General features: G+C 68.6%; 22 protein-coding genes. 6 read left to right on the forward strand and 16 right to left on the reverse strand.

Annotation, left to right across the window (positions count from 1 at the left end; all coding sequences use genetic code 11):
- Positions 1 to 79: 79 nt before the first annotated feature.
- From cheB to AK36_RS07705, 10 genes are all read right to left on the reverse strand, one after another.
- Entirely contained in the window at positions 80 to 1,099 is a 1,020-nt protein-coding gene (gene cheB / locus AK36_RS07660) for a chemotaxis response regulator protein-glutamate methylesterase (protein ID WP_014724595.1), read from the reverse strand.
- Positions 1,096 to 3,690: a hybrid sensor histidine kinase/response regulator gene (locus AK36_RS07665; RefSeq protein ID WP_045578199.1), complete on the reverse strand. Its 2,595-nt coding sequence runs from the start codon at positions 3,688 to 3,690 to the stop codon at positions 1,096 to 1,098. The genes cheB and AK36_RS07665 overlap by 4 nt, the downstream gene beginning before the upstream one ends.
- Positions 3,687 to 4,391: a chemotaxis protein CheW gene (locus AK36_RS07670; RefSeq protein WP_045578458.1), complete on the reverse strand. Its 705-nt coding sequence runs from the start codon at positions 4,389 to 4,391 to the stop codon at positions 3,687 to 3,689. Before AK36_RS07670 ends, AK36_RS07665 begins: the two co-directional genes overlap by 4 nt.
- A gap of 45 nt (positions 4,392 to 4,436) precedes the next feature.
- Positions 4,437 to 5,954, reverse strand: coding sequence for a CheR family methyltransferase (locus AK36_RS07675; RefSeq protein ID WP_045578200.1), 1,518 nt, complete (start codon positions 5,952 to 5,954; stop codon positions 4,437 to 4,439).
- Positions 5,951 to 6,463 (reverse strand): chemotaxis protein CheW, encoded by a 513-nt coding sequence (locus AK36_RS07680; RefSeq protein ID WP_011881506.1) that lies wholly within the window; start codon positions 6,461 to 6,463, stop codon positions 5,951 to 5,953. The genes AK36_RS07675 and AK36_RS07680 overlap by 4 nt, the downstream gene beginning before the upstream one ends.
- Positions 6,460 to 8,136, reverse strand: a complete 1,677-nt coding sequence (locus tag AK36_RS07685) for a methyl-accepting chemotaxis protein (RefSeq protein ID WP_045578201.1) — start codon at positions 8,134 to 8,136, stop codon at positions 6,460 to 6,462. The genes AK36_RS07680 and AK36_RS07685 overlap by 4 nt, the downstream gene beginning before the upstream one ends.
- Before the next feature lie 116 nt (positions 8,137 to 8,252).
- Positions 8,253 to 9,344 (reverse strand): hybrid sensor histidine kinase/response regulator, encoded by a 1,092-nt coding sequence (locus tag AK36_RS07690; RefSeq protein ID WP_011881504.1) that lies wholly within the window; start codon positions 9,342 to 9,344, stop codon positions 8,253 to 8,255.
- A gap of 583 nt (positions 9,345 to 9,927) precedes the next feature.
- A complete protein-coding gene (locus AK36_RS07695; RefSeq protein WP_045578202.1) occupies positions 9,928 to 11,511 on the reverse strand; it encodes a Na+/H+ antiporter in 1,584 nt (527 codons plus the stop codon).
- Positions 11,512 to 11,819: 308 nt separating this feature from the next.
- On the reverse strand, positions 11,820 to 13,253 hold the full coding sequence (locus tag AK36_RS07700; protein WP_045578203.1) for an aldehyde dehydrogenase family protein: 1,434 nt from the start codon (positions 13,251 to 13,253) through the stop codon (positions 11,820 to 11,822).
- A 28-nt stretch (positions 13,254 to 13,281) separates the two neighbouring features.
- Entirely contained in the window at positions 13,282 to 14,922 is a 1,641-nt protein-coding gene (locus AK36_RS07705; protein WP_011881501.1) for an acetolactate synthase large subunit, read from the reverse strand.
- 377 nt (positions 14,923 to 15,299) lie between these two features.
- Here AK36_RS07705 and AK36_RS07710 point away from each other — a divergent pair, with 377 nt between their 5' ends.
- Together AK36_RS07710 and AK36_RS07715 are read left to right on the forward strand one after the other, a co-directional pair.
- Positions 15,300 to 15,617: a type II toxin-antitoxin system RelE/ParE family toxin gene (locus AK36_RS07710; RefSeq protein ID WP_330992708.1), complete on the forward strand. Its 318-nt coding sequence runs from the start codon at positions 15,300 to 15,302 to the stop codon at positions 15,615 to 15,617.
- 3 nt (positions 15,618 to 15,620) lie between these two features.
- Positions 15,621 to 15,920, forward strand: a complete 300-nt coding sequence (locus AK36_RS07715; protein WP_011881499.1) for an addiction module antidote protein — start codon at positions 15,621 to 15,623, stop codon at positions 15,918 to 15,920.
- An 80-nt stretch (positions 15,921 to 16,000) separates the two neighbouring features.
- On the opposite strand, the gene AK36_RS07720 is transcribed toward AK36_RS07715, so the two are convergent.
- The 5 genes from AK36_RS07720 to andAc all read right to left on the reverse strand — a co-directional run bounded on the left by AK36_RS07720 (position 16,001) and on the right by andAc (position 20,813).
- Positions 16,001 to 17,287, reverse strand: a complete 1,287-nt coding sequence (locus AK36_RS07720; RefSeq protein ID WP_045578205.1) for a DUF445 domain-containing protein — start codon at positions 17,285 to 17,287, stop codon at positions 16,001 to 16,003.
- Positions 17,288 to 17,475: 188 nt separating this feature from the next.
- The gene (andAa, locus tag AK36_RS07725) at positions 17,476 to 18,696 is read right to left on the reverse strand and encodes an anthranilate 1,2-dioxygenase system ferredoxin--NAD(+) reductase (protein ID WP_045578206.1); all 1,221 of its coding nucleotides are present in this window, start codon (positions 18,694 to 18,696) and stop codon (positions 17,476 to 17,478) included.
- Positions 18,686 to 19,012 carry an anthranilate 1,2-dioxygenase ferredoxin subunit AndAb gene (gene andAb, locus AK36_RS07730; RefSeq protein ID WP_045578207.1) on the reverse strand — a complete coding sequence of 109 codons (327 nt, stop codon included), beginning with the start codon at positions 19,010 to 19,012 and terminating at the stop codon, positions 18,686 to 18,688. The genes andAa and andAb overlap by 11 nt, the downstream gene beginning before the upstream one ends.
- A gap of 26 nt (positions 19,013 to 19,038) precedes the next feature.
- Positions 19,039 to 19,524, reverse strand: coding sequence for an anthranilate 1,2-dioxygenase small subunit AndAd (andAd, locus tag AK36_RS07735; protein ID WP_034194948.1), 486 nt, complete (start codon positions 19,522 to 19,524; stop codon positions 19,039 to 19,041).
- A gap of 17 nt (positions 19,525 to 19,541) precedes the next feature.
- Positions 19,542 to 20,813 (reverse strand): anthranilate 1,2-dioxygenase large subunit AndAc, encoded by a 1,272-nt coding sequence (gene andAc, locus AK36_RS07740; protein WP_014724582.1) that lies wholly within the window; start codon positions 20,811 to 20,813, stop codon positions 19,542 to 19,544.
- Between the two features lie 210 nt (positions 20,814 to 21,023).
- Between andAc and andR the strand changes: the two genes are divergently transcribed.
- Positions 21,024 to 21,980 (forward strand): anthranilate 1,2-dioxygenase regulatory protein AndR, encoded by a 957-nt coding sequence (andR, locus tag AK36_RS07745; RefSeq protein ID WP_034194947.1) that lies wholly within the window; start codon positions 21,024 to 21,026, stop codon positions 21,978 to 21,980.
- 264 nt (positions 21,981 to 22,244) lie between these two features.
- On the opposite strand, the gene AK36_RS07750 is transcribed toward andR, so the two are convergent.
- A complete protein-coding gene (locus AK36_RS07750) occupies positions 22,245 to 23,135 on the reverse strand; it encodes a LysR family transcriptional regulator (protein ID WP_045578208.1) in 891 nt (296 codons plus the stop codon).
- 91 nt (positions 23,136 to 23,226) lie between these two features.
- Here AK36_RS07750 and AK36_RS07755 point away from each other — a divergent pair, with 91 nt between their 5' ends.
- The 3 genes from AK36_RS07755 to catC are packed head-to-tail and all read left to right on the forward strand — an operon-like array spanning position 23,227 to position 25,648.
- On the forward strand, positions 23,227 to 24,360 hold the full coding sequence (locus tag AK36_RS07755) for a muconate/chloromuconate family cycloisomerase (protein ID WP_011881491.1): 1,134 nt from the start codon (positions 23,227 to 23,229) through the stop codon (positions 24,358 to 24,360).
- A gap of 51 nt (positions 24,361 to 24,411) precedes the next feature.
- Entirely contained in the window at positions 24,412 to 25,314 is a 903-nt protein-coding gene (gene catA / locus AK36_RS07760) for a catechol 1,2-dioxygenase (RefSeq protein WP_034194945.1), read from the forward strand.
- Positions 25,315 to 25,357: 43 nt separating this feature from the next.
- On the forward strand, positions 25,358 to 25,648 hold the full coding sequence (gene catC, locus AK36_RS07765) for a muconolactone Delta-isomerase (protein ID WP_011881489.1): 291 nt from the start codon (positions 25,358 to 25,360) through the stop codon (positions 25,646 to 25,648).
- Positions 25,649 to 25,684 lie beyond the last annotated feature (36 nt).

Raw genomic sequence — 25,684 nt, forward strand, 5'->3', positions numbered from 1 at the left:
GCGCGACGCGGCCGCCAGCATGACCAGCAGCATGACCAGCAGCATGACCAGCAGCGCGGCCGGCCGCGCCGGCGCTCTCTCAGTCGGGCGAGCGGCGCATCACGCGCGAGATGAGCCGCGGCGCGATGCGCTCGAGCGGCAGGATCGCCGCAGCCGCGCCGATCGCCGCGGCGGCCTTCGGCATCCCGTACACCGCACTGGTCGCCTCGTCCTGCGCGATCGTGTAGCAGCCCTTCGCGCGCATCGCCTTCAACCCCAGCGCGCCGTCGCGCCCCATGCCCGTCAGCAGCACGCCGAGCGCGTCGCCCCGCCAGCCGTCGGCGACGCTGGTGAAGAACACGTCGATCGACGGCCGGTACGGCGTGTCGACCGGGTGCCGCGTATAGCCGAGCACGCCGCGCGGCGACAGGCTCAGGTGATCGTTGGTGGCGGCCAGCAGCACCTCGCCCGCACGCGGCACGCCGCCCTGCCGCGCGATGCGCACGGGCAGCCGCGTGTGGCCGTCGAGCCACTCCGCCATGCCGACCGCGAACGCCTGATCGACGTGCTGCACGATCACCAGCGCGGCCGGGAAATCGGCCGGCAACGCGCGCAGCAGCGCGGTGAGCGCGGTCGGCCCGCCGGCGGACGCGCCGATCGCGACGAGCGTCGGCTGGCCGCACGCCGGCATCCGCGCGCACGGCGCGAGCGGCGCCGCGCGGCTTTCGAGCAGGCGGCCGATCTGGTCGATCTTCGCGAGCAGCGGCTGCGGCGCGGCGTCCGACGGCAGGCCGAGCGCGAGCGTCGGCGTGTCGACCGCATCGAGGGCGCCCGCACCCATCGCCTCGTAGACCGACGACGTGTTCGCGCTGACGTCCGCGGTCACGATCAGGATCGCGCACGGCGCACGCGCCATGATCTGCCGCGTCGCGGCGACGCCGTCGAGCTTCGGCATCACGAGATCCATCAGCACGAGATCGGGCGGCTGCGCGATGCAGAAGTCCACCGCTTCGTCGCCGTCGGTCGCGACCCACAGCACGCGATGTTCGGTGCGCGAGGCGATCACCCGGCGCAGCGCCTCGACGGCCAGCGGCAGATCGTTGACGATGCCGATGTTCATCCGCGCGCGTCTCCGATCAGGTCGTGCACCGCGTCGAGCAGCGCCTCGTCGTGGAAGCTGCTCTTGGCAAGGTAGTAGTCGGCGCCGGCGTCGAGCCCGCGCCGGCGATCCTCGTCGCGATCCTTGTACGAGACGATCATCACGGGCACGCGCTTGAGCGCCGGGTCGCCCTTGATCAGCATGACGAGCTCGATGCCGTCCATGCGCGGCATGTCGACGTCGGTGACGACGAGGTCGAACGCGTCGCTGCGCACCGCGTTCCAGCCGTCCATCCCGTCCACCGCGACGGTCACGTCGTAGCCGCGCTTCTCGAGCAGCTTGCGCTCGAGCTCGCGCACCGTCAGCGAATCGTCGACGACGAGCACGCGACGCCGCCGCTCGCCGAGCGCGCGCTGCGGATCGCGCGACAGCGTCGCGAGCTGGCCGCCGCGCACGAGCTTGTCGACCGAGCGGATCAAATCCTCGACGTCGACGATCAGCACCGGGTCGCCGTTCTCGAGCAGCGCGCCGGCCGCGATGTTCTGGATCTTGTGCAGGCGGCTGTCGAGCGGCTGCACGACCAGCATCCGTTCGCCGAGGAAGCGGTCGACCGCGACGCCGTACAGCTCGGGCTCGCCGCCGACCACCACGACCGCCGTAGTCGCCCGCGCGGCGTCGGAGGCGCCCGCATCGAGCAGCTGATGCGCGGCGACGAGGCCCGCGCGCCGCCCGTCGAACGGAAAATGCGGCTGGCCCTCGAGCACGTCGATGTCGTCGTGCGCCAGTTCGAGCGTGCGGCGCACGTGCGCGAGCGGAAACGCATACGGCTCGCCGCCGACTTCGACGAGCAGGCTGCGGATCACCGACAGCGTGAGCGGCAGCTGCAGCACGAAGCGCATGCCGACGCCCGGTTCGTTGAAGATCCGCACGGCGCCGCGCACGCCGCGCACCATCTCCTGCACCGCGTCGAGGCCGACGCCGCGGCCGGACACGTCCGTCACCGCGTCGCGCATCGAGAAGCCGGGCAGCAGCAGGAATTCGAGCAGCTCGGCGTCGGACAGCCGCGCGGCCGTCTCGTCGTCGGTGAGGCGCTGGCGCACGACGGCCGCGCGCAGCGCGTCGAGGTCGACGCCCGGCCCGTCGTCGATCACGCTGACGAGCAGCGAGCCGGCGCTGTGCCGCGCCTCGAGCGTCACGCGCGCGTCGGCCGGCTTGCCGCGCGCGCGGCGCACGTCGGGCGGCTCGACGCCGTGGTCGATCGCGTTGCGCAGCAGGTGGCCGAGCGGCGCGTCGAGCAGATCGAGGATGTCGCGGTCGACCTGCGTGCCCTCGCCGACGATCGAGAAGCGTACCTGCTTGCCGAGCGAGCGCGCGAGGTCGCGCACGATGCGCGGATACGCGCGCGTCGCATCGCCGAACGGCCGCATCCGGCATTGCAGCGCCTCGTCGTACAGCTGCTCGGCGATGTGCGTGCTGCGCCGCTCGAAGCGGTCGAATTCGTCCATGCGCTCGGCGAGCGCGCGCTGCAGATCGTTCAGCATGTGACGCACTTCGTTCATCGACGCGAGCGCGCCCGCGTCGAGATCGTCGGCGAAGCGTTCGTACAGCAGATCGAGCGAGCGGGCCGCGTCGCGTTGCGCGCGCTTCACGCGCAGCATCGATTCGGCGAACGGCTTGAGCCAGCGCGATTCGACGAGCGACTCGCCGGACAGGCTCAGCAGCCGGTTCAGCGTATCGGCGCGGACGCGGCGCATTGCGGCGGTGGCGGTGGCAGCCGCCTGGGCGGCGTGTGGGGGATCGGTCGCGGGCGGTGGCGTTGCGTGCGGCGCAGCTGCGTACGGTGGCGTTGCGTACGGCTGCTCGGCGTGCGGCTGCATTGCATGCGCCGGAGTTGCGTACGGCTGCGTTGCATGCGGCGCCGCTTCGTACGGTGGCGTTGCGTTCAGCTGCGCGGCGTGCGGCTGCGTTGAGTGTGGCGCCGCTGCATACGGTGGCATTGCGTACGGCTGCTCGGCGTGCAGCGGCGTTGCACGCGCCGGAGTTGCGTACGGCTGCGCTACGTATGGCTGCGCTGCATGGGGCGGCGTCGCCGCGCCAGCGTCCACTGGTTCGTTCACCGCGCCGTCATACCCGCGCTGCGGCGCGGCTGACGTCGGCGCTGACACCGGTGCCGAAGCCGATGCCGATGCGGGTACGTCCGCCGCCACCGGCACCGCCTGCGCGGCATCGGCACTCGTCAGCGCCAGCGCGAACGCGTCGATCTCGGCGGCCGACACGGGCGGCGCGTCCGGATCGGCGACGCGCAGCAGCAGGTCGACGCCGGCGAGCAGCACGTCGACGTGCGCCGCACTCAGCGCGATCGCGCCGGCCTGCGCGGCGACGAAGCATTCCTCCATCCGCCCGGCGATATCGACGCCAGGCGGCACGCCGACGATGCGCGCGGCGCCCTTCAGCGAATGCGCGGCGCGCATGCATGCGTCGAGCGCGGCGGCGTCGGGTTCGCGCGCTTCCAGCACGAGCAGACGCTCGGACAGCGCCTGCGTCTGCGTGCGCGTCTCCTCGCGATAGAGTTCGAGCAACGACAGATGGCTCAGATCGTCATCGCCGCTCATCGCATGCTCCGCGTGACCGCGTCGAACAGCCGGTCGTCGTCGAGCAGCCCCACCGACTTGCCGCGCCACGACAGCACGCCGCGCGACAGGCCGGCGCCCGCGCGGCCGACCGTCGCCGGCACGGGCACCCATTCGGATGCATCGAAGCGCAGCACGCCCTCGACTTCGTCCACCGGAAACACCACCGGCTCGCCGCGGTGCGCGGCCACCAGCAAGCGCGTGAAGCCGCCGTCGGCGCCGCGCGCGCGGGTCTTGCCGGCGTCCAGGCCGAGCAGCGCGCCGAGCGAGATCGCGATGCGCAGCGTGCCGCGAATGTTCACCACGCCGCGCACCGCCGAATGGCGGCGATGCGGCAGCGAATGAATCGGGCGCGTCCCGACGATCTCGCGCAACGCGCCGATCGGCAGCGCCAGCCATTCGTCCGCGACGCGAAACGCCAGCGCCGCATGGCGCGTATCGTCGTCGCGATGCATGCGGGCTGCGTCGTGCGCGCCGAGCCGCCGCGCGCCGTCGGCCATCTCGGCCGCGTCGAGCGGACGCTCCAGCAAGCGCGCAGCATGGTTTGCGTAGACCGGGCAGTTCAGGCAGCGCAGGCACGCGGCGAGCCGCTCGCACGAGCGGTCGCCGCTCGTGCCGATCCGGTTCCAGCAATCGTCGACGTCGATCGGCGCCGCGCCGGCGGCGGCAGCTTCGCGGTTCAGGGTTTCGTCGATCATTCCGCTCTCGGGTCCCAGGTGTCGTTTTCGTTATCCGACCGCACGCCGCGCTCGCTCGAGCAGCCAGCGCGCGCCGGCGCCATCGCCGCCGACGTCGAGCAGCGTCGCGAGATGCGTGAGCGCTTCGTGGTGGGTCGGCCGCAGGTACAGCGCCTTGCGGTAGAAGTCTCCGGCTTCCTCGGCGCGCCCGCGCGCGTCGGCGATCAATCCGTTCAGATAGTAGGCGTCGGCGTGCGGGCCCGCGTGCGCCGAAAACCGTGCGAGCATGCGCTCGGCCTCGTCGAACGCGCCCGCGTTAGCAAGCGCCTGCGCCTGCTCGAGCGTCGGCGCGTCGACGGCGTTGGCAGGCGCGGGCGATGGGGATCGTGCGCGCGCGAGTGGATCGGCTGGTGGGGGCGCGACCGGTTCGAACGGGCTGGGGGCGCGTGGCTGGAATACTGTCGGCGGTGCCGCGCGTGCGGCATCCAGACCCGACGGCGGCGGCACGACGGCGTGCAGCGCACGCGTTGCTGACGTGGGTGATGACGATGGCAATCCTGATGCCGTCGCGGACACTGACGCACACGTCCACGCTGACGCTAACGGCATCGCTGACGCCGTCGCCGCCCCTGACGTCGGCCCCGCCCCCAACGCCCCGCCCCGCGCCATACGCCCGTAAGAACCATCCCCACCCACATGCCCGGCCACGCACTCATCCGCCACCGCCCCGTCATCGGCGCGCTGAAACGCGAACGCCAGCGGCACCCGCGCCGAACGCATCCCGCAGCGCATCGCGACGCCCGTCTCGGCCGGCCCGACGAACAGCATCCCGTCGTCCGCGAGCCGGCTCGCGAGCTGACGGATCGCGCGATCCTGCGCGTCGCGATCGAAATAGATCAGCACGTTGCGGCAGAACACGAAGTCGTAGCGCACGCCCGTGTCGGCGCACGCCTCCATCAAATTGGCCTGACGAAACTGCACGCGCGATCGCACCTGCTCGTCGAGCAGCCAGCCGTCGGCCGTCGGCGTGAAGAAACGCGTGCGAAACGCCGTCTGCGTGCCGCGAAACGCGTTCCTTCCATAACAGCCGGCCCGCGCGTGCTCGATCGCTCGCGCGCTGAGGTCGAGCGCGTCGATCGCGAAGCTCGCCGGGTCGAGCCCCGCGTCGAGCAGCGCCATCGCCGCCGAATACGGCTCCTCGCCGGTCGAACATGGCGCGCTCAGCACGCGGATCACGCGCCCGGGCGCGCAGGCTACGCGCTCGGCCGCGCGCCGCGCGAGCGCCGCGAACGCCGCGCCATCGCGGAAGAACCACGTCTCGGGCACGACGAACAGCTCGATCAGCGCGCGCCGCTCGTCGGCGCATGCGTGCAGGCGCGCCCAGTACGCGCGCAGCGCCTCCGTCGTCACGGGCGCCCGCGCGGCCGACGGCAATCGTTCACCGTCGCACTGCAGCGCATGCACGCGCTCGGTCAGCGCACGGCTCAGGAAATCATGGCCGAGCGAATCGGGATCGATGCCGGTCTCGCGGCGCAGCCAGTCGCGAAACAGCGCGGCGAACGCATTCATCCGGGCGCCCCTTCGTGGGCCGGCTGGCCGTCGAACAGATACAGGTGCGCGACGTCGTCGACCAGGCCGGCAACCGACACCTGCTGCACGACGCCGTCCCGCGTGTTCGCGACGCGCCCGAGCCAGCGCGTGCGCTCGCTCGACACGCCGCTGATGCGAAATGCCGCGCGGTCGATCCGCAGCGTCCGCGTCGCGCGCTCGACGATCAGCCCGATCACGCGCTCGCGTCCGCTCCGGCCGCCGCGATAGCGCACCATCACGAGCCGCGTCGAACGCAGCGCCTGCGCCGGGCGTCCGAGCGCGAGCATCGGCAGGTCGATCACCGGCACCGGCTGGGCGCCGCGCATCAGCAAGCCGGCGATCCACGCGGGCGCGCCGGCCACGGCCGTGGTGGCGGCGAGCGGCAACACCTCGTCGACGTCCGCCGCGTCGAGCGCATAACGCGCGCCGTCGAGCTCGAACATCAGGAACAGCGCGTGCGCGGCGCCGTGCGGCTCGGCGCGCATCATGCGTCGACCTTGAAGCGCGACACGCTGGTGCGCAACTGGTTCGCGACGAGCGTCAGGTCGTCGATCGCCTGCGACGACTGGCGCAACGATTCGGCCGTCTGCTGCGCGGCTTCCGACAGCTGCGACAGTGCCTGCGTGATCTGCTCGGCGCCGCTCGCCTGCGTCTGCATGCCTTCGTTGACCATCTGGAAGCGCGGCGCGAGCGTCTGCACCTCGGCGATGATCTGCGACAGCTGCGCGCCGACCTGCTGCACGTCGAGCATCCCGCGGCGCACTTCCTCGGAGAACTTGTCCATCCCCATCACGCCGGCGGACACGGCCGACTGGATCTCCTTGACCGTCTGCTCGATGTCGTAGGTCGCCACCGCGGTCTGGTCCGCGAGGCGGCGGATCTCGGTCGCGACGACCGCGAAGCCGCGCCCGTACTCGCCGGCCTTCTCGGCCTCGATCGCCGCGTTCAGCGACAGCAGGTTGGTCTGGTCGGCGACCTTGGTGATCGTCGCGACGACCTGGTTGATGTTCAGCGCCTTCTCGTTGAGGATCGCGAGCTTCGCGTTCACCGAGCCGGCCGCGTCCATCACGCTGCGCATCGTGTCGCCCATCCGCGTGAGGCCGCTCTGGCTGACGCCCGCGAGCGTCGCCGACTGCTCGGCCACGCCGGCCACCTCGTTCATCGTGCGCAGCAAATCGCGCGACGTCGCGAAGATCTCGCGCGACGTCGCGCCGATCTCGGTCGTCGTCGCCGCGGTCTCGTTCGCGGTCGCCTGCTGCTCGCGCGACGTCGCCGCGATCTCCGCGACCGACGTCGTCACCTGCATCGACGACTGCTGCGCACGCGACACCAGCTCGGTCAGCTCGTCGGCCATCCGGTTGAAGCCGGTCTCGAGCGTGCCGAACTCGTCGCGGCGGCGCAGGTCGAGCCGATGCGTGAGGTTGCCGGTGCGCATCGCGTCGTGCACGTCGACGAGCCGCGCCATCGGCACCGTGACCGAACGGTAGAGCCCATAGCCGAGCCCGAGCGCCGACAGCAGCACGATCGCCAGCGCGATCGCGAGCACGACCTCGGTGTCCTGACCGGATTCGCGGATCAGCTTCGCCGACTGATCGGCGAACTTGCGATTCTCCTGCACCAGGATATTCGCGCTGCGCACGACCTCGGCCCACGCCGGCTCGACCTTCGCGTAGGCGGCGACGGCCTCGTCGTGCGACGCGCGGCCCTTCTGCACCGCGTCGTTCAGCAACGGCAGGTAGCGGTCGTATGCGCTGCGGAACACCGCGAAGCGCTGACGGTCCTCGTCGCGGAACGTGGTGTTCTGATAGTCGATCGACAGCGATTCGATTTCCTTGAGCGCGTCGCCGAGCTTCGCGAAATCGCGCTCCACGAGCTCCGGGCTCGTATCGACGAAGGTCGCCTGTTGCAGCGTCGCGAACGATTCGTTGACCGCCCCGCGCAACGACGCCGCAAGATACACGCCGGGCAGCGAATCGCGCTCGATGCTGACGGCTTCGGCATTGATCGCGCGCAGCCGCTCGTACGACACGCCGGCCATCACGAGCATCAGCACGAACAGCACGCCGAAGCTCAGCAGGATGCGATTGCCGAGCGTGAGCCGGGCGGCGCCGAGGGTCGGATGCAAGCTTTCATGGTTCGCACGGGGCGTCAGGGTGGCCATGTTCGTTGTGGGCTTTCAAAACAGCGTTAAAAAACCGCGCCTGCGCGCGCCGGACGGCGTGGCGCGAGCGCATCGGGTGTTACCGGCGGCACGGCGCGGGCAAGCGGCGCGCGCCATCACCGCTCGCGTTGAGCCGGCAACCGCAGCGCGACCATGAAGCCGCGCGCCGTGTCGCGCATCAGGATCTGGCCGCGATGCCGCGCCGCCGTCGCACGCACGAACGCCAGCCCGAGACCGAAACCGCCGCGCATCGCACCATGCACGGATTCGAGCCGCACGAACGATTCGGTCGCGGCCGCGCGCTGTTCGGGCGCGATGCCGGAGCCGGCGTCCTCGACGCCGATCAGCCACGCGCCGCCGTCGTCGTTCAGCGTGCAATGGATGTCGGCGCCGGCCGGCCCGTATTTCAGCGCGTTGTCGATCAGGTTCGCGACCGCGCGCGTGAGCATCATGCGATCGCCCATCGTCGCGCACTCGGCGTCGCACACGTGCGCGACGATGCGGCTGCCGAATCCGAGCGCCTTCTCCCACAGCTGGTCGACCGCGTCGAGCACGACCTCGTCGAGGCTCACGAGTTCGTGCGCTCGGCGCTCCGATTGCGCACGGGTCAGATGGATGAAGCCGTCGGCGAGCGCGAGCGCGCGGCGCGCGTGGCCCGCGATGCGCTCCAGCAGCGCGGGCATGTCGCCGTGTTCGTTCCGGTAGACCTCGAGCAGCGCGAGAATCGACGTCTGCGGCGAGCGCATGTCGTGCGACAGGAAATCCAGCGCCTCGTCGCGCTGCCGCGCCATCAGGTACGAACTCGAGTGGTAGCGGATGCGCGCCGTCAGTTCCATCGCGTCCGGCAGCTTCACCAGATAGTCGTTCGCGCCGGCGATGAACGCCTCGCGCTTGACGACCGGCTCCTCCTTCGCGGACAGCACGATGATCGGCACGCGCGCCGTGTCCACGTGCGCGCGCCACGCGCGCACGAGGTCCAGGCCGTCGATGTCCGGCATCACGAGGTCCTGCAGGATGACGGTCGGCTTGACGTCGCGCGCGACGGCCAATGCCCGGTGGGGATCGGTGCACACATGCAGGTCGATGTCGGGCTCGCTGCGCAATGCGCGGCGTATCACCTCGCCGACGAACGGCTGATCGTCGACGAGCAGGATCGACAGCCCCGATTCGAGACAATCCGGCGCATTTTGATCGCGCGATTCTTTCATAAATACCGTTTCAAACGAAAATCACCACTCGATTCATTCTCGCAAGTTGATTATTCAACTCACTCGCCATCTCGATAATTCGACCACATTCTTCACGATGATGGCGTTGTCGCTCGTCAGCCTTTACACACGGGGATTGCAGCGCCGATTTTCCCAAGCAACACCGAATTACATTCGCACACATCCTCTCAATAAAGATTACTGAGCGATTCTAATTGAGATTGCAACAGATCATCTATCTCCTTCAGGTTCAGCTTTGCCAAATATGGTGAAATAACCTGATTTGGATAAATCGGATCATTTCCTTGCGCGAAGCATGAAAACGTTTGCGAGGCCGGCGGGAGACGGTTTACGGGTGCGTATGCGGCGGTCCGGGCCGCCGCGCGTTGGGGCCGGACCATGGACACACTGAGGAATTCGATGGGACGACGGCGGGAGCCCAGGCAAGCCACCGATGCTGCGGGATGACGCGCGATGCGACGAGATGGGCGACGGTGACGGCTGCGGCTCTGATGCCGCCGGCAACCCCCGCGCCATCGGCGTCCTAAACAACCGCGCTCACCACCCGCGCGCCTGCCGCCGCTCAACCGCGCGCATGCTGCGCCGACACTTCCTGCAGGTCAAGATCGCGCTCGACCATGTGCAGCATCTCGTCGTGAATGTGGCCGGATCGATGCAGCCGCAGCAGTTCGGCGCGCCCGGCCCGGATCGCGGCCAGCACGACGTCGTAATGCGCGGCGCGAACTTCCGGCGGATATTGCGGCGCATCCTTCGTGCGCTCGGTGAGCGCCGCGCGATACGTGTACTGCTCGAGCAGGCGCGGATGTATCACGTTGCCGCTTGCGTCGTGCACCAGCGGCTGGATCGCGGCGAGCTGCGCGGCCTCGATGTACGCCCACGTCTGCGGCTCGCTCAGGTGATGCGCGGCACGTTCGTCGCGTTGCGGCAGGCGCAGCAGCCGAATCAGCGGCCCGATCGTCGTACCCTGCAGCAGCACGGTCACGAGGATCACCGCGAACGACGCGACCAGGATCACGTCGCGGCCCGGCATCGCCTCCGGCAGCGACAGCGCGATCGCGAGCGTCACGACACCGCGCATGCCGGCCCAGCTCATGACCGTCGCGGCCTTCCAGTCGGGCGCCGCGCCGCGCCGCACGATACCGCGCACCGGCCACTTCAGCGCCTCGACCGCATAGACCCACACGAAGCGCGACACGATCACGGCCGCCAGCACCGCGAGCACCGCCGGCATCATCGTGCCGAGCACCTGCTCGAAGCCGCCGAGCCGGTGAATCGCCCCGCGCAGCGACAACCCGATCAACACGAACACCATCGCCTCGAGCAGGAACACGATGACCTGCCAGAACGCGGTGCCGCGCGTGCGCACGGCCGCGGAGAACACTTCGTGCTGATGCCAGCCGACGATCATGCCGGCCGTCACCGTCGCGATCACGCCGGACACCTCGACCATTTCGCCGGCGATGTAGGCGAGCCAGCCGGCGATCACCGCGACGGTGATCACCAGATAGTCGTCGTCGAGCAGCTTCAGGAACCACACGACGATGCGCCCCACCAGAAAGCCCACCACGACGCCGCCGATTCCCAGCTCCGCGAAACGCACGACCGCGTGCTCGAGGCTGAACGCGCCCGTCAGCGCGGCGGCGACCGCGAAGCGGAACAGCACGAGGCCGGCCGCATCGTTCAGCAGGCTTTCGCCTTCGAGCAGCACCATCAGCCGGCGCGGCAGCGCGACGCGCTCGAGCACCGCCTTCGCGGCGACCGCGTCGGGCGGCGACACGATCGCGCCGAGCGCGAAGCACGCGGCCCACGGCAGCGACGGCACGACCCAGTGCACGGCGTAGCCGACCGCGAACGTCGTGAACGCGACCGCGCCGATCGCGAGCAGCAGGATGCCGCCGACGTTGCGCTTGAATTCCTCCCAGACGGTGAAATATGCGCCGTCCATCAGCAGCGGCGGCAGGAACACCAGCAGCACGAGCTCCGGGTCGAGGTTGACGGGCGGCAGGCCGGGGATGAACGCGATGCCGATGCCGCCCATCAGCAGCGCGGCGGCCGGCGGCAGGCGCAATCGCTTCGCAATGCATTCGAGCGCGACGATCGCGACGAACGACAGCAGAATCAGCTTGAAAGCCGCGACGGGGGACATGAATCGACCTCGTGAAAATTGAACGCGCGGCCGCACGGTGTCGTACGGAGTGCGACCGTTTCGCGCGATTACATCACGATGCGATGCGTTCAGTCGAGCGCATCGAGCGCGCGCGGCGCGGCTGCGCCAGGGTCTCTTCACGCTAATGGCGGGCTTGCGCTGGCCCGCAGAAGAGCCGAGCGCAAGGACTGCGACGAAGCGAATACTCGACGTATTCGCGAAGAGCATGACGCGGCACACGACCTTCTGGAGGCCTGCGCCACGAACGAACTTTCCAAACAGGTGCTCGTTGTTAGCGCGAACAGCCCCTAACGGCGCCGAACGACCATCAGGCGCGGCTCGGTCATGTCCTCGATCGCGTAGCGGATCCCTTCGCGGCCGAGGCCGGAATCCTTCACGCCGCCGTACGGCATGTTGTCGACGCGGAACGACGGCACGTCGTTGATCACGACGCCGCCCACCTCGAGTTCGTCCCACGCGCGCTGCGCGTGCGCGAGCGAATCGGTGAACACGCCGGCCTGCAAGCCGAAGTCGCTGTCGTTCACGCGCGCGAGCGCGTCGTCGAAACGGTCGAACTTCTCGAGGACGGCGACCGGGCCGAACGCCTCCTTGCGGTACAGGTCCTGCTCGCGGCCGACGTCTTCGAGCAGCGTCGCCTCGAACATCGCGCCGTCGACCTTGCCGCCCGCGATGATCTTCGCACCCGCCGCGACGGCCGCGTCCATCCAGCCGGACAGGCGGCGCGACTCCGATTCGGAGATCATCGGGCCGACGAACGTCGATGGATCCTTCGGATCGCCCATCTTCAGCGAGCGCGTCTTCGCGACCAGCTTGTCGCGCAACGTGTCGTACAGGCTCGCATGCACGAGGATCCGCTGCACGCCGATGCAGCTCTGGCCCGACTGGTAATACGCGCCGAACGCGAGCCGGTCGACCACGTAGTCGAGCTGCTCGAACTGGTCCGCATCGACGATGGCCGCCGCGTTGCCGCCGAGCTCCAGCACGACCTTCTTCTTGCCGGCCTTCTCCTTCAGCGCCCAGCCGACGGCCGGCGAGCCGGTGAACGACAGCAACCTGAAACGCTCGTCGGTGGTGAACAGGTCGGCGCCGTCGCGATGCGCGGGCAGCACCGAGAACGCGCCCTTCGGCAGATTGGTTTCCGCGAGCACCTCGGCGATGATCAGCGCGCCGACCGGCGTGCGGCTCGCCGGTTTGAGCACGAACGGGCAGCCCGCGGCGAGCGCGGGCGCGACCTTGTGCGCGGCGAGGTTCAGCGGGAAGTTGAACGGCGAGATGAACGAGCACGGGCCGATCGGCACGCGCCGCGTATAGCCGGTGTAGCCCTGCGCGCGCGCCGAGATCTCGAGGTTGAGCACTTCGCCGTCGATGCGCACCGCCTCCTCGGACGCGACGCGGAACGTATCGATCAGCCGCGTCACCTCGCCTCTCGAATCGTTGATCGGCTTGCCGGCCTCGATGCACAGCGCCTCGGCCAGCTCGTCGAAACGCTCGCGAAAGCGTGCGACGCAGTGATCGAGCACGGCCTGCCGCCGGTACGCCGGCAGCTCGCGCATCGGCTTGACGGCGTCGACTGCCGCGCCGATGGCCGCGTCGATCGCCTGCGCGTCGGCCAGCGCGACGCGCGTCGCGACCTTGCCGCTGAACTTGTCCGTCACTTCCAGATCGGTATTCGCGTAGACGGCCTCGTTGGCCAGATAGTACGGATAGGTATCCTTCAGCATGGCACGCTCCTTCCGGTGAACTGCGGATTCAGAGTTGCGCCGACAGGCGCTTGATTTCGCGGTTGAGCACGCGCTCGTTGTCCGAATAGTCGATCGGCACGTCGATCACGTGCACACCCGGTGTCGCAAAGCATTCGCGCAGCAGCGGCTCGAGATCGTCGGCCGCCTCGACGCGGTGCCCGTGCGCGCCGTAGCTCTGCGCATATGCGACGAAATCGGGATTCTTCAGCGTCATCGCGAAGTCGGGAAAATTCATGTTCTCCTGCTTCCAGCGGATCATCCCGAACGCATCGTCGCGCAGGATCATCACGACGAGGTCGAGCTTCAGCCGCACGGCCGTTTCGAGCTCCTGCGAATTCATCATGAAGCCGCCGTCGCCGCACACGGCGATCACCTTGCGCTGCGGATGCACGATCCTGGTCGCGATCGCAGACGGCAAGCCGGCGCCCATCGACGCGAGCGCGTTGTCGAGCAGCAGCGAGTTCGGCTCGTGCGCGCGCCAGTAACGCGCGAACCAGATCTTGTACATCCCGTTGTCGAGGCAGACGATCCCGTCGACCGGCAGCGCGTTGTACAGATCGTTGACGATCCGCACCGGATACATCGGGAAGCGCGGATCGTGCTGGCCCTTCTGCAGATGCGCTTCGAAATGCGCCTTGATCATTGTGAAGCGCTCGAAATCCCAGTGCGGCTGCGGCGCGATCGCTTCCTTCATCTGCCACACGGCGTTCGCGATGTCGCCGACCACCTCGATCTGCGGGAAATACACCGGGTCCACCTGCGCGCCGAGGAAGTTCACGTGGATCACGGTCTTGTCGTCCGTGCGCATGAAGAACGGCGGCTTTTCGATCACGTCGTGGCCGACGTTGATGATGCAGTCCGCGTGCTCGATCGCGCGATGCACGAAATCGCCGTCGGACAGCGTCGCGTTGCCGAGCCACAGCGGATGCGTCTCGTCGATCACGCCCTTGCCCATCTGCGTCGTGAAGAACGGGATGCCCGTCTCGTCGACGAACTCGAGCAGCATCTTGCAGGTCGTCTTGCGGTTGCCGCCCGCGCCGATCATCAGCAGCGGATGCCGCGCGGCCTGGATCGCATCGACCGCGTGCGCGACCGCCTTCTGCTCGGCGATCGGGCGGCGGCTGAAGCTGCGCGGAATCGGCTTGCCGTCGCCTTCCTCGTGCGCGATATCCTCCGGCAGCTCGAGATGCGCGGCGCCCGGACGCTCCTCCTCCGCGCGCCGGAACGCCTCGCGCACCGCCGACGGGATGTTGCCGATCGACACGATCTGCCGCGTGAACTTCGTGAGCGGCTGCATCATGCCGACGACGTCGACGATCTGGAAGTGGCCCTGCTTGCTCGACTTGATCGGCTTCTGGCCGGTGATCATCAGCATCGGCATGCCGCCGAGCTGCGCATACGCGGCGGCCGTCACGAAATTGGTGGCGCCCGGCCCGAGCGTCGCGAGACACACGCCGGTGCGGCCGGTGAGACGGCCGTAGGTTGCGGCCATGAAACCGGCCGCCTGCTCGTGGCGGGTCAACACGAGCTTGATCTTCGAGCGCCGCAGCGATTCGAGCAGATCGAGGTTTTCCTCACCGGGAATGCCGAACACGTATTCGACGCCTTCGGCTTCCAGCGCCTTCACAAACAGATCCGATGCTTTCATGGGGACTCTCCGTCGCTGCCGCGTGCCCGGTTTGCGGACGTGCGGCGTTCAGAACGCGCGCCGGCCTACGGCACGCGCACGCTTACCTACGGGATGCTGGCCACGGTGCTGCCCGCCGCGCAACACACGGCGGCGCCTCCCGATGCAGGAGGACGAACGGATCCGCCAGCGCGCAGGACGAACGCGCACGGGCGGCAGGGACGTTTTCGATTGTAGACGGATTCGCGGGATTCCTGCTTCGGCCGAACGGCCGATCCGGGCCCCGGCGCAGCATCGGCCTGACGGCCAACTTCGCGTCAAACGGCGCGCGCCGCTCTACTGTGACGGCATCGGAACCCCAGTTGAGCTTGTGAACCATGGTTGACATATCGAGTAACGTGCCTTACAGTGCTCCGACGTACAGCATCAGAACGACCGAAGTCTTCGACACATGGTTCGCCGGTCTGCAGGATCGCGTCGCACGGCGGCGTATCCAGGCCCGCATCGACCGCCTGCCGATGGGCAATCCGGGCGACTGGAAGTCGGCCGGCTCCCCGGTCGTCGAGATGCGTATCGACCACGGCCCCGGCTATCGCGTCTACTACGTCAGGCGCGCGACGATCTGGGTGATCCTGCTCTGCGGCGGCGACAAGTCGACGCAACAGGCAGACATTCGCGCCGCGCACGCAATGCTCGGGCGGCTCGACCTGGAGTAAGCGATGGACAAGATCAGCACCCGGCCGTGGGATTCGGCCGCCCACCTCGAAACCGACGACGACATCGCCGACTATTTCGACGCGTGCCTGCAGGAAGGCGGCGACGACCCGGCCTTCATCGCGCATGCGCTCGGCGTGATCGCGCGCGCGCGCGGCATGTCGCAGGTCGCCCGCGACGCCGGCCTGTCGCGCGAAGGGCTGTACAAGGCGCTGTCGCACGACGGCAATCCGAGCTTCGGCACCATCCTCAAAGTGATCAAGGCGCTCGGCCTGCAACTGCACGGCGCGAAAGCGCGCGCGTGACGCGCGGCGCGCGGCGGTGCGCGCCCGATGCGGCGGCGGTTGGCGCGTGACTATCGCGTGACTGTCGCGCGGCAACCGCGTCAATGCAGCCACGCGCCGGCCCAGCGCGGCACCAGCGACACGAGATACAGCCCGAGCCCGATCAGCCCGCCGACCAGCGTGCCGTTGATGCGGATGTATTGCAGGTCCTTGCCGATGTTCAGCTCGATTTGCCGCGACATCTCGCGCGCATCCCAGTTGCGCACCGTGTCGCGGATGTGCCGCATCAGAACATCGGCGAAATCCGGCGCCATCTCGTGCACGGCCTTTTCGACATGCTCGTTCAGCGACGCGCGCAACGCCGGGCTTTCCGCGAGCCGCGCACCGAGCCAGCGGCCGAGCGTCGCGGCCTGCCGCTGCAGCGTCGAGTCGGCGCGCGCCAGATCGGCCTTCAGCCACGCGCGCAACTGGTCCCACAGATCGCGCACATAGTCGTTGAACGCATCGCCGTCGCGAATGTAGCGCTTGATCTCGTCGCCCTTCGCGATGAACGCCGGGTCGTGCTTCAGCCGCTCGGTGAGCCGCACGACCGTGCCGTCGAAGCGCTGGCGCAACTCGTGCTCGGGGTCGGCCGCGACGCTCTCGAGCACGCGGCTCACCGCGCTCGCGAGCATGCGCGCGCCGTTCTCGCCGAACCACTGCGTCGGCATGATCTTCTCGACCTTCGGATATTGCGTCTTCAGCCATTCGACGATGAAGCCCGCGATCACCTCGCGGTTCTCCTCCTTGTCGAGGATGCCGACGATCTGCTCGATCGCATCGTCGAGCAGCGCCTGGTGACGGCCGTCCTTCGTCAGCGTGTCGAGGATCGCGCCGGCCGACTGCGACAGGTCGATCCGGTCGATCATCGCGCGCATCGCGTCGTGGACGAACGAGCGGATGCGCGCGTCGTCGGTCATGTCGAGCGCGAAGCTCATCAGCTTCGTCACGTAGGTGCCAAGGGCCTCGGTATTCGCCGGCTCGCCGAGCCATGCGCCGAGCCGCTGCGCCGGATCGTGCTGGCGAATCTGCGCGGCGAGCGCGTCGGGGCCGAGGAATTTCTCGCGCACGAACACCGCGAGATTGTCGGCGATCTTGTCCTTGTTCTTCGGGATGATTTCGGTGTGGCGCGACACGAACGGGATCGGCACGCGGCGAAACAGCGCGACCACCGCGAACCAATCGGCGAGCGCGCCGACCATCGCGGCCTCGGCCACCGCCTTGAAGCCGTCGACCCACGGGCCGCGCGGCAGCAGGATCGTCGTGACGAACACCGCGACGGCGGTCAGCAGCAGCCATAGCGCGCGGCGCTTGCTGCGTTTCAGTTCGAGGGCTTTGTCTGGCGTCATGGGCGATCGGTGAAACGGCAATGCCGCTAATATGCACCGATCGCCCGCCGGCGACAAACCCGCGCGCCACACGCGCGCGGAACCGCTTGCCCTCGGTCGGATGCGAGCCGCCTTGCCGCGTCGCGCGGCGCCGGCCCGGCGCGAGCGCGGTCATACGGAGCGCGTTCGCACCGAGCCCACGCAGCGCGTCACAGAAACGTCTTCAAGCCGACCGTCGGATCGGCGAGCTGCTGCGGGTCGGGCATCGCGCCGGCCGCGATCAGCCGGCGCGCGGCGCCGATGTCGCGCCCGAGATTGACCGCGGCCGCCGCGACGATCCTGCCGTCGTCGCCGAGCCCGAACACCGTGAACGGCCCGCGTGCCGGATCGCCGCGCACGACGGTCGTCTGCCCGGCGCCGAACAGCCCGAGCATCTGCAGGTTGCAGTCGTACTGATCGGACCACAGCCACGGCAGCTCCGCATACGCGTCGTCCGCGCCGAGCAGGTTCGCGGCCGCGACGGCCGGCTGGTTCTCCGCGACCTGCCACGACTCGATGCGCACGTGACGCCCGAGCAGCGGATTGAAGTGCATCGTCACCTCGCCCGCCGCGAAGATCGCGCGGTCGGCCGAGCGGCAGCCCGCATCGACGCGGATGCCGTTGTCGACGTCGAGCCCCGCCGCCTGCGCGAGCTCGACGTTGGGCAGCACGCCGATGCCGACCACGACGACGTCGGCATGCACGTCGCCGCGATCGGTCTCGACGATCGCGCCGCCGCCCGCCGCGGCACGTATCGCGCGCGGCAGCGTCGCCATCTGAAAACCGACGCCGCGTTCGTCATGCAACCGGTGCGCGTAGGCGCCGACGACTTCCGGCAACGCGCGTTGCAGCAAGCGTGCGGCCGGATCGATCACCGTCACGTCGCAGCCGAGCTGGCGCGCCGCCGCAGCCACTTCGAGGCCGATGAAGCCGCCGCCGAGCACCGCGACGCGGCGCCCGCGCACGAGCTGCGCGCGCAACGCACGCGCGTCGGCGACGGTGCGCACGTAGTGCGCCACGACGCCCGCGTCGAGCGGCCCGCCGAAGGTGCGCACGCGCGAGCCGGTCGCCAGCACGAGCTTCGCGTACGGCAACGTCGTGCCGTCGTCGAGCCGCACGCGTTGCGCCTCGCGCTCGATCGCGTCGACGCGCGTGCCGAGCCGCAGCGCGATGCGCTGCGCGTCGTACCACGCGGCATCGCGAACGAACGCGCGCTGCTCGCCGTCGTCGTTCAGCAACGCATCCTTCGACAGCGCGGGCCGGTCGTACGGCAGCTCGCGCTCGGCGCCGATCATCACGATCGGCGCGTCGGCGTCGCGCGCACGCAGCGCCTCGGCCGTGCGCCGCGCCGCGTGGCCGGCTCCGACGATCACGAACGGGTCAGCCGACATTGACTTCCACCTGTCCGTCGACGATCCGGATCGGATAGACGCCCACCGGCTCGGTGATCGGCGCGCATTTCGGCGCACCGGTGCGAATGTCGATCAGCCCCTGATGCAGCGGGCACTCGACGCACCCGTCCTCCACGTAGCCTTCGGACAGCCGCGCGTGGCCATGCGAACACAGGTCGTGCATCGCGAACAGTTCGTCGCCGATCCGGAATACAGCGATCGGCTTCTGGCCGGCGACGCGCGCCGCCGGTTCGTCTTCGGTGAATTCGTCGATGGCGCCCAGCGGATGCCATTCGGCGAGGGTTGCTTCGGTCATGTCGGCTCCTTGCTTCGTCGGGTCGGTCAGATCGGGGTCGCGAGCAGCGTCTGCACGCGCGACGTGTCGTAGATCACGCGCTTGGCCTTGTAGCGCAGGCCGTCGGGCGTGCGCACGACCGTGTCGTAATACTTGCCGGCCTGGTACACGTTCGATTCGCCGTTGCTGCGAGTCTGCACGACCACGTAGTTGCTCTCGGTGTCGATCTCGCCGTCGCGCTGCGCGACGATCGCGAGGCCCGAGGTCATGTGGCGGTACGTGTGCTCTTCATAGATGTTCGCGTGCCGCAGCGACACCACGCGATCGCGCAGCATCCGCTGGTTCGTGCAGTGGACGATGCCGACCGGCAGCCCGAGATCCGCGTTCTCCTTCGGCACGATCTCGTACGTGCAGTCCTCGGTGAACATTTCCGGCCAGCGTTCGAGCCGGTCGTTGTCGAGATGGCCGATGTAGCGGTTCTGCAGCATGTAAATCTCGAACCACGTCTTCATGTCTTCCGTCAGGTTTTCCATCTTTGCGCGCTCCCGCTTCAATAGCCCATCAGCTTCTGGTAGCCGACCCAGAACTTGCGGATCAGGCTTTCGGTGATCACCGTGTCCTGCTGCTCCGGATTGCCGCGCGACATCTCGATGACCGAGGTTGCGTCGGCGTCGCGCACCGTGCCGCGCTGCACGAGCTCGGTCGCCTCGGTGTCCTCCATCGAGATGTAGCCGGCCGGCCCGACCAGGTTCGCCTGCTTGATGCGCAGCGCGCGCAGCTCGGGCGTGTCGTCGGCGTAGCCGAAGAAGTGGAAGATCAGCTCGAAGTTGTCCGGCCCCTTCGGCAGGATCTGCCGCGCGACCAGCGTGTTGTGGATCTGCTGGATCACGAGCTGCGGGAAGATCGGCTGGATATGATTCGTGCAGTCCTCGTCGTATTCCGACACCAGATCGAGAATCGACTCGTCTTCCAGATGGAAGCCTTCGTCGAACGAACGGATGTTCTGCTGCTTGTACGCGGCCGACGTGTCGTCGCCCGTCTTCGTCACCGTGATGATGCTGTGCAGCCCGTGGTTCGCATCGGGGATCGAGCGCGCCTTCATCCCGACGCGGAAGATGTTGAAGGTCGTATGGAACAGATGCAGCATGCTCGCGTGATACGGATCCTTCACGTTCTCCATGTACAGCTTCCAGTTCGACTTCGAATACTGGCGCGTGCAGCCGAGATACTCGATCGGCTTGTGGAAGATCCGGTCGATCCACGGTCGCATCTGCGCGCCGAGATAATCGGGCAGCGGCGCGACGTCGTCGCTGAAGGTCGCGAACACGAGCCCGCGATAGCTGTCGACGCGCAGCTTGCGTAGCCCGTGCTGCTTCGGGTCGAAGTCGGCCGGCATCCCGGTCATCCCTTTCTGGCCGCGCCGGAACGGCACGCCGAGCAGGTTGCCCTCGTTGTCGAAGCTCCACTGGTGATACACGCACGTGTGCGAGCTGGCGTTGCCGCGCGACTTGCGGCACACCTGCGCGCCGCGGTGCGCGCAGCGGTTCACCCACGCGGACAGCGCGCCGTCCTCGGTGCGCGTGACGACGACCGGCGTGTCGCCGACGAAGGTGCTCTTGAAGTCGCCGGCGTTGGGGATTTCCGCTTCCAGCGCGACGAAGTTCCACGTCGGCCCGCGGAAGATGCGCTCCTGCTCGCGATCGTAGACGGCGCGCGAGCTGAACACCTTGTACGGGACGCGCGAGCCGTCGTCGTGGGGAAAGTGCACGTCGGACGCGTCGTCGCGCGCGGCAAATACGACGGGCGATGCTGTCTGCTCCATGTCGGACTCCTTGTGGTTCCGGTTCGTTGATGGCATGGAGCGGATTTTTGAAAAGCTAATATTCGGCGTCTATCCGGAAAGTGCGATTGCGGCGGCGCAATATCCACTTTCGGCGGATTTCTGCGCTAGCATGACGACACACGCGAGCCGCCGCCCGTTCGTGACCCATTCGTCGGAACGAAGCGCGCGTCGATACCAAGGCCGATGCCCATGTCCCCAACGTCGTTCGAGCCGCTCGCGCTGCGCGCGCACCGGCTGTTCGAATCCCGCGATCTCGACGAGACGCGCGAGCGCATCTCGCGCGTGATGCAGCCGCACGCGCTGCTGCCGAGCGGGCGCATGCAGGGCGCCGCGCACATGGACTTCGTGCGGCTCGGCGGGCTCGGGATCGGCACGATCGCGTTCGGCGACGCGATGCGCGTGCAGGTCGACGCGGTCGACGGCTATTACCTGCTGATGTTCTGTCTGTCCGGGCATGCGCAGGTCGCCGCGATGGGGCGCCGGCTCGGCGTCGACGGCCAGACGGGCGTGCTGTGCGCGCCTGGCGAGCGCTTCGATGCGGTGCTGTCGGCCGACTGCGAGCAGTTCGTGCTGCGCATCGACGCGGCGACCGTCGGCTCGCTCACCGGCAATCCGCGCGCGACGCTCGACCCGGTGCTGCACATCAGCGACGCCGCGCTCGCCGCGTGGCACCAGCAGCTGATGCTCGTCGCCCGCTCGCCGGCTTTGCTGGCGCGCGCCAACGCGAATCCGCGCGTCGCGGCGCAGCTCGAGCATCTGCTGATCGATCTGCTGATCGAAGGGCATCCGCCGGCGGCCGCGAGTATGCGTCACGATCCCGCGCCGGGCTTCCTGCTGCGCGCGCAGGAATTCGTGAACGCGCACTACGCGCAGCCGCTGCAGCTCGCCGATATCGTCGTGGCGGCCAACGTGCCGGAGCGGACGCTGCGCGACGCGTTCCTGCAGTTTCGCGGCATGAGCCCGATGCAATATCTGCGCGCGACGCGGCTCGAGCATGCGCGCGAGTTGCTGCGCAGGTCGCAGCCGGAGCGGCGGATCGCCGATGTCGCGCTCGATTGCGGGTTCACGCATCTCGGGCGCTTCGCGATCGCCTATCGGGAGAAGTTCGGGGAATCGCCATCGGAAACGGTGGGGGTTAGGCGGTAGGGGTTAGGCATCTGGCGGCAGGCATGCGCGGCCGGCCGCGTTGGTGGGTGGATCGCCGCGTGCGCGGGTGGTGCTGCGTCGGGCTGCATCTTCCGCATCTCCAGCGTCTCCCGCTTGGTCGCCTTGCCCGGTGCGTGCGGTGAGCCCGATGCGCCGCCCGTCGCCCCGGCCTCGCCCAACGCCCCCTTCTCGACCGAATCACCCCGCGTCGCCCCACCCGCCCGAATTGGCCGTTAGTTGCGGCCGCTCCATAAACCGCCCGCGCTAAAGCGTCGGTCCGAACATCGCGCGCGCGATCGCGCAAAACGCGGTCGTCGCCGGGCTTTCGCCGTGCAGCCGGCGGCTCATGATGATCGGCGACGTCGCCGTCGGCTCCGGCAGCCGCCGGTACACGACGCCCTTCACGCGCACGCCTTCCACGCTCTCGGGCACCAGCGACACGCCGACCTGCGCGGCCACCAGCCCGAGCGCCGTCTGCAGTTCGCGCACCTCGTGAACGCCCGCCGGCACGAGCGCGCCGTCGCGCAGCGCCGACAGCTGCTGGTCCGCGAAGCTCGGCCGCGGCGTGCTCGGGTAGACGATCAGCGTCTCGTGCGCGATGTCGGCGAGCGTCAGCGGTCGCGCGGGGTCGGCCAGCGGATGCCCGACCGGCAGCGCCGCGATCAGCTTCTCCTCGATCAGCGCCTCGCGCACCAGCTGGTCGTCGTCGAAGCGCAGGCGGCCGAAGCCGACGTCGATGCGCCCGCCCTTCAGCGCGCCGAGCTGCTCGAGCGTGAACATTTCGATCAGCGACAGCTCGACGCCCGGCTGCGCGTCGCGAAACGCGCGGATCACGTCCGGCAGCGCGCCGTAGAGCGTCGACGGTACGAAGCCGATCACGATCCGCTCCGACAGTTGCGCGAGGCGACGCGTGAGCGGCCCGAGCTCGTCGGCCTGCTCGAGGACGCGCTTCGCCTGCGCGTAGAACACGCGGCCCGCGTCGGTCAGCTTCAGCGGCCGCGCGCCGCGTTCGAACAACGGCAGCCCGATCTCTTCCTCGATCGTCTGCAGCTGGCGGCTCAGCGGCGGCTGCGTCATGTGCAGCCGCTCCGCCGCCCGCGTGATGTTCATTTCTTCCGCGACGGCGATGAAGTAGCGGAGCTGGCGCAATTCCATTTCATGCCTCGAAGGTATGGAAGTAGTCGGAAAGAGTGTTGGACGACGCGGGCCCGGAATTCCTACCATGTGCATCAACAGGAGGAATCGCATGATAGCAACTGCCGCCACCATCGAGCGCATCGACACGCTGCTCGTCGACGTGCCCACGATTCGGCCCCACAAACTGTCGGTCGCCACGATGAATTGCCAGACGCTCGTACTCGTCCGGGTTCGATGCACGGACGGTATCGAAGGCGTCGGCGAGGCGACCACGATCGGCGGGCTCGCATACGGCGAAGAGAGCCCCGAGAGCATCAAGGTCAACATCGACACGTATTTCGCGCCGCTGCTGCAAGGGATGGACGCGACGCGCCCCGGCGCCGCGATGGCGCGTGCCCGCAAGCTGTTCCAGGGCAACCGCTTCGCGAAATGCGCGCTCGAGACCGCGCTGTTCGATGCGCAGGCGCGCCGCGCCGGCGTGCCGCTGTCGGAGCTGTTCGGCGGCCGCACGACCGATGCGGTCGAGGTCGCGTGGACGCTCGCGAGCGGCGACACGCACCGCGACATCGCCGAAGCCGAGGCGATGCTCGACGCGCGCCGCCATCGCGCGTTCAAGCTGAAGATCGGCTCGAACGCGGTCGACGACGACGTCGCGCACGTAATCGCGATCAAGCGCGCGCTCGGCGATCGCGGCGACGTGCGCGTCGACGTGAACCAGGCGTGGAGCGAAACCGAAGCGATCCGCGCCGGCGCGCGGCTCGCGCACGCCGGCGTGAGCCTCGTCGAGCAGCCGATCGCCGCGACCAACCGGGCCGGGCTGAAGCGCCTCACGCAACTCGCGCACATTCCGATCATGGCCGACGAAGCGCTGCACGGCCCCGTCGATGCGTTCGCGCTCGCGCAGGAGCGCGCGGCCGACGTGTTCGCGGTGAAGATCGCGCAATCGGGCGGCCTGCTCGGCGCGGCGAGCGTCGCGTCGATCGCATCGGCGGCCGGCATCGATCTGTACGGCGGCACGATGCTCGAGGGCGCGGCCGGCACGATGGCGTCGGCGCAACTGTTCAGCACGTTCGGCTCGCTCAGGTGGGGCACCGAGCTGTTCGGCCCGCTGCTGCTCACCGAGGAAATCCTCGTCGAGCCGCTGCGCTACCAGGATTTCAAGCTGCATCTGCCGGCCACGCCCGGCCTCGGCATCACCTTCGACTGGCCCCGCATCGAGCGGATGCGACGCGGCGCCCGCTGAATCCGCTCGCCCCGACGAACGACGACACGACAAACGAAACCGGAGACACAGATGAACAAGCAAGACATCGACGCACTGCTGAAGACCTTCGACGACGCCGCGGAGAAGCCCGGCAACCCGCGCGTGCGCGCGATCGTCAACCGGATCGTGAAGGATCTCTGCTACACGATCGAGGACTTCGACGTCCAGCCGAGCGAGTTCTGGACCGCGCTGAACTACCTGAACGAAGCCGGCCGCGAATTCGGATTGATCGCTGCGGGCCTCGGGCTCGAGCGCTTCCTCGACGTGCGGATGGACGAGGCCGAGCAGAAGGCCGGCATCACGGGCGGCACGCCGCGCACGATCGAAGGGCCGCTGTATGTCGCGGGCGCGCCGGAATCGGTCGGCCACGCGCGGCTGGACGACGGCACCGATCCCGGCCAGACGCTGATCATGCGCGGCCGCGTGCTCGGCCAGGACGGCGCGCCGCTCGCGAACGCGCTCGTCGAGGTGTGGCATGCGAATCATCTGGGTAACTACTCGTACTTCGACCAGTCGCAGCCGGCGTTCAACCTGCGCCGCTCGATCCGCACCGACGCCGACGGCCGCTACAGCTTCCGCAGCGTGCTGCCGGTCGGCTACAGCGTGCCGCCGGGCAGCAAGACCGAGCAGCTGCTCGACCAGCTGGGCCGCCACGGCCATCGCCCCGCGCACATCCACTTCTTCGTTTCGGCCGACGGCTATCGCAAGCTGACGACGCAGATCAACATCGAGGGCGATCCGCACATCTGGGACGACTTCGCGTTCGCGACGCGCGAAGGGCTGATCCCGAAGGTCAAGCAGGCCGAAGGCGCGGAAGGCAAGCCGTATGGCGTCGACGGTCAGTTCGCGCTGATCGACTTCGATTTCTCGCTCGTCAAGGAACGGCAGCACGTACCGGCGAGCGATGTCGAACGCGCACGCGCGCAGGCCTGAGCGGCCGTAACGTTCGACGAACCGACAATACAAGGAGCGCAGGATGCTGTTTCATGTGGAAATGACCGTCCGCCTGCCGGCGGACATGGACCCGGTCAAGGCGGCGACGCTGAAGGCCGACGAGAAGGCGATGTGCCAGCGGCTGATGAACGACGGCCTGTGGCGGCATCTGTGGCGCATCGCCGGGCAGTACGCGAACGTCAGCATCTTCGACGTGGACAGCGTGCAGCAGCTGCATGACCTGCTGAGCCAGCTGCCGCTGTTTCCGTACATGGAGATGGAAGTGCGCGCGCTGTGCCGGCATCCGTCGTCGGTGCGGGACGACGATCGCTGAGATCCGTGCAGCCCGTGAAGCCCGTGCTGCCCGTGC

Origin of the sequence: Burkholderia vietnamiensis LMG 10929, from assembly GCF_000959445.1 — a bacterium.
Lineage (GTDB): Bacteria > Pseudomonadota > Gammaproteobacteria > Burkholderiales > Burkholderiaceae > Burkholderia > Burkholderia vietnamiensis.

Excerpts from the sequence above, each read along its gene's own strand:
- cheB (WP_014724595.1), bottom strand. The coding sequence starts at position 1,099 with ATGAACATCGGCATCGTCAACGATCTGCCGCTGGCCGTCGAGGCGCTG.
- AK36_RS07665 (WP_045578199.1), bottom strand. The coding sequence starts at position 3,690 with ATGAGCGGCGATGACGATCTGAGCCATCTGTCGTTGCTCGAACTCTAT.
- AK36_RS07675 (WP_045578200.1), bottom strand. The coding sequence starts at position 5,954 with ATGAATGCGTTCGCCGCGCTGTTTCGCGACTGGCTGCGCCGCGAGACC.
- AK36_RS07680 (WP_011881506.1), bottom strand. The coding sequence starts at position 6,463 with ATGATGCGCGCCGAGCCGCACGGCGCCGCGCACGCGCTGTTCCTGATG.
- AK36_RS07685 (WP_045578201.1), bottom strand. The coding sequence starts at position 8,136 with ATGGCCACCCTGACGCCCCGTGCGAACCATGAAAGCTTGCATCCGACC.
- AK36_RS07690 (WP_011881504.1), bottom strand. The coding sequence starts at position 9,344 with ATGAAAGAATCGCGCGATCAAAATGCGCCGGATTGTCTCGAATCGGGG.
- AK36_RS07695 (WP_045578202.1), bottom strand. The coding sequence starts at position 11,511 with ATGTCCCCCGTCGCGGCTTTCAAGCTGATTCTGCTGTCGTTCGTCGCG.
- AK36_RS07700 (WP_045578203.1), bottom strand. The coding sequence starts at position 13,253 with ATGCTGAAGGATACCTATCCGTACTATCTGGCCAACGAGGCCGTCTAC.
- AK36_RS07705 (WP_011881501.1), bottom strand. The coding sequence starts at position 14,922 with ATGAAAGCATCGGATCTGTTTGTGAAGGCGCTGGAAGCCGAAGGCGTC.
- AK36_RS07715 (WP_011881499.1), top strand. The coding sequence starts at position 15,621 with ATGGACAAGATCAGCACCCGGCCGTGGGATTCGGCCGCCCACCTCGAA.
- AK36_RS07720 (WP_045578205.1), bottom strand. The coding sequence starts at position 17,287 with ATGACGCCAGACAAAGCCCTCGAACTGAAACGCAGCAAGCGCCGCGCG.
- andAa (WP_045578206.1), bottom strand. The coding sequence starts at position 18,696 with ATGTCGGCTGACCCGTTCGTGATCGTCGGAGCCGGCCACGCGGCGCGG.
- andAb (WP_045578207.1), bottom strand. The coding sequence starts at position 19,012 with ATGACCGAAGCAACCCTCGCCGAATGGCATCCGCTGGGCGCCATCGAC.
- andAd (WP_034194948.1), bottom strand. The coding sequence starts at position 19,524 with ATGGAAAACCTGACGGAAGACATGAAGACGTGGTTCGAGATTTACATG.
- andAc (WP_014724582.1), bottom strand. The coding sequence starts at position 20,813 with ATGGAGCAGACAGCATCGCCCGTCGTATTTGCCGCGCGCGACGACGCG.
- andR (WP_034194947.1), top strand. The coding sequence starts at position 21,024 with ATGTCCCCAACGTCGTTCGAGCCGCTCGCGCTGCGCGCGCACCGGCTG.
- AK36_RS07750 (WP_045578208.1), bottom strand. The coding sequence starts at position 23,135 with ATGGAATTGCGCCAGCTCCGCTACTTCATCGCCGTCGCGGAAGAAATG.
- AK36_RS07755 (WP_011881491.1), top strand. The coding sequence starts at position 23,227 with ATGATAGCAACTGCCGCCACCATCGAGCGCATCGACACGCTGCTCGTC.
- catA (WP_034194945.1), top strand. The coding sequence starts at position 24,412 with ATGAACAAGCAAGACATCGACGCACTGCTGAAGACCTTCGACGACGCC.
- catC (WP_011881489.1), top strand. The coding sequence starts at position 25,358 with ATGCTGTTTCATGTGGAAATGACCGTCCGCCTGCCGGCGGACATGGAC.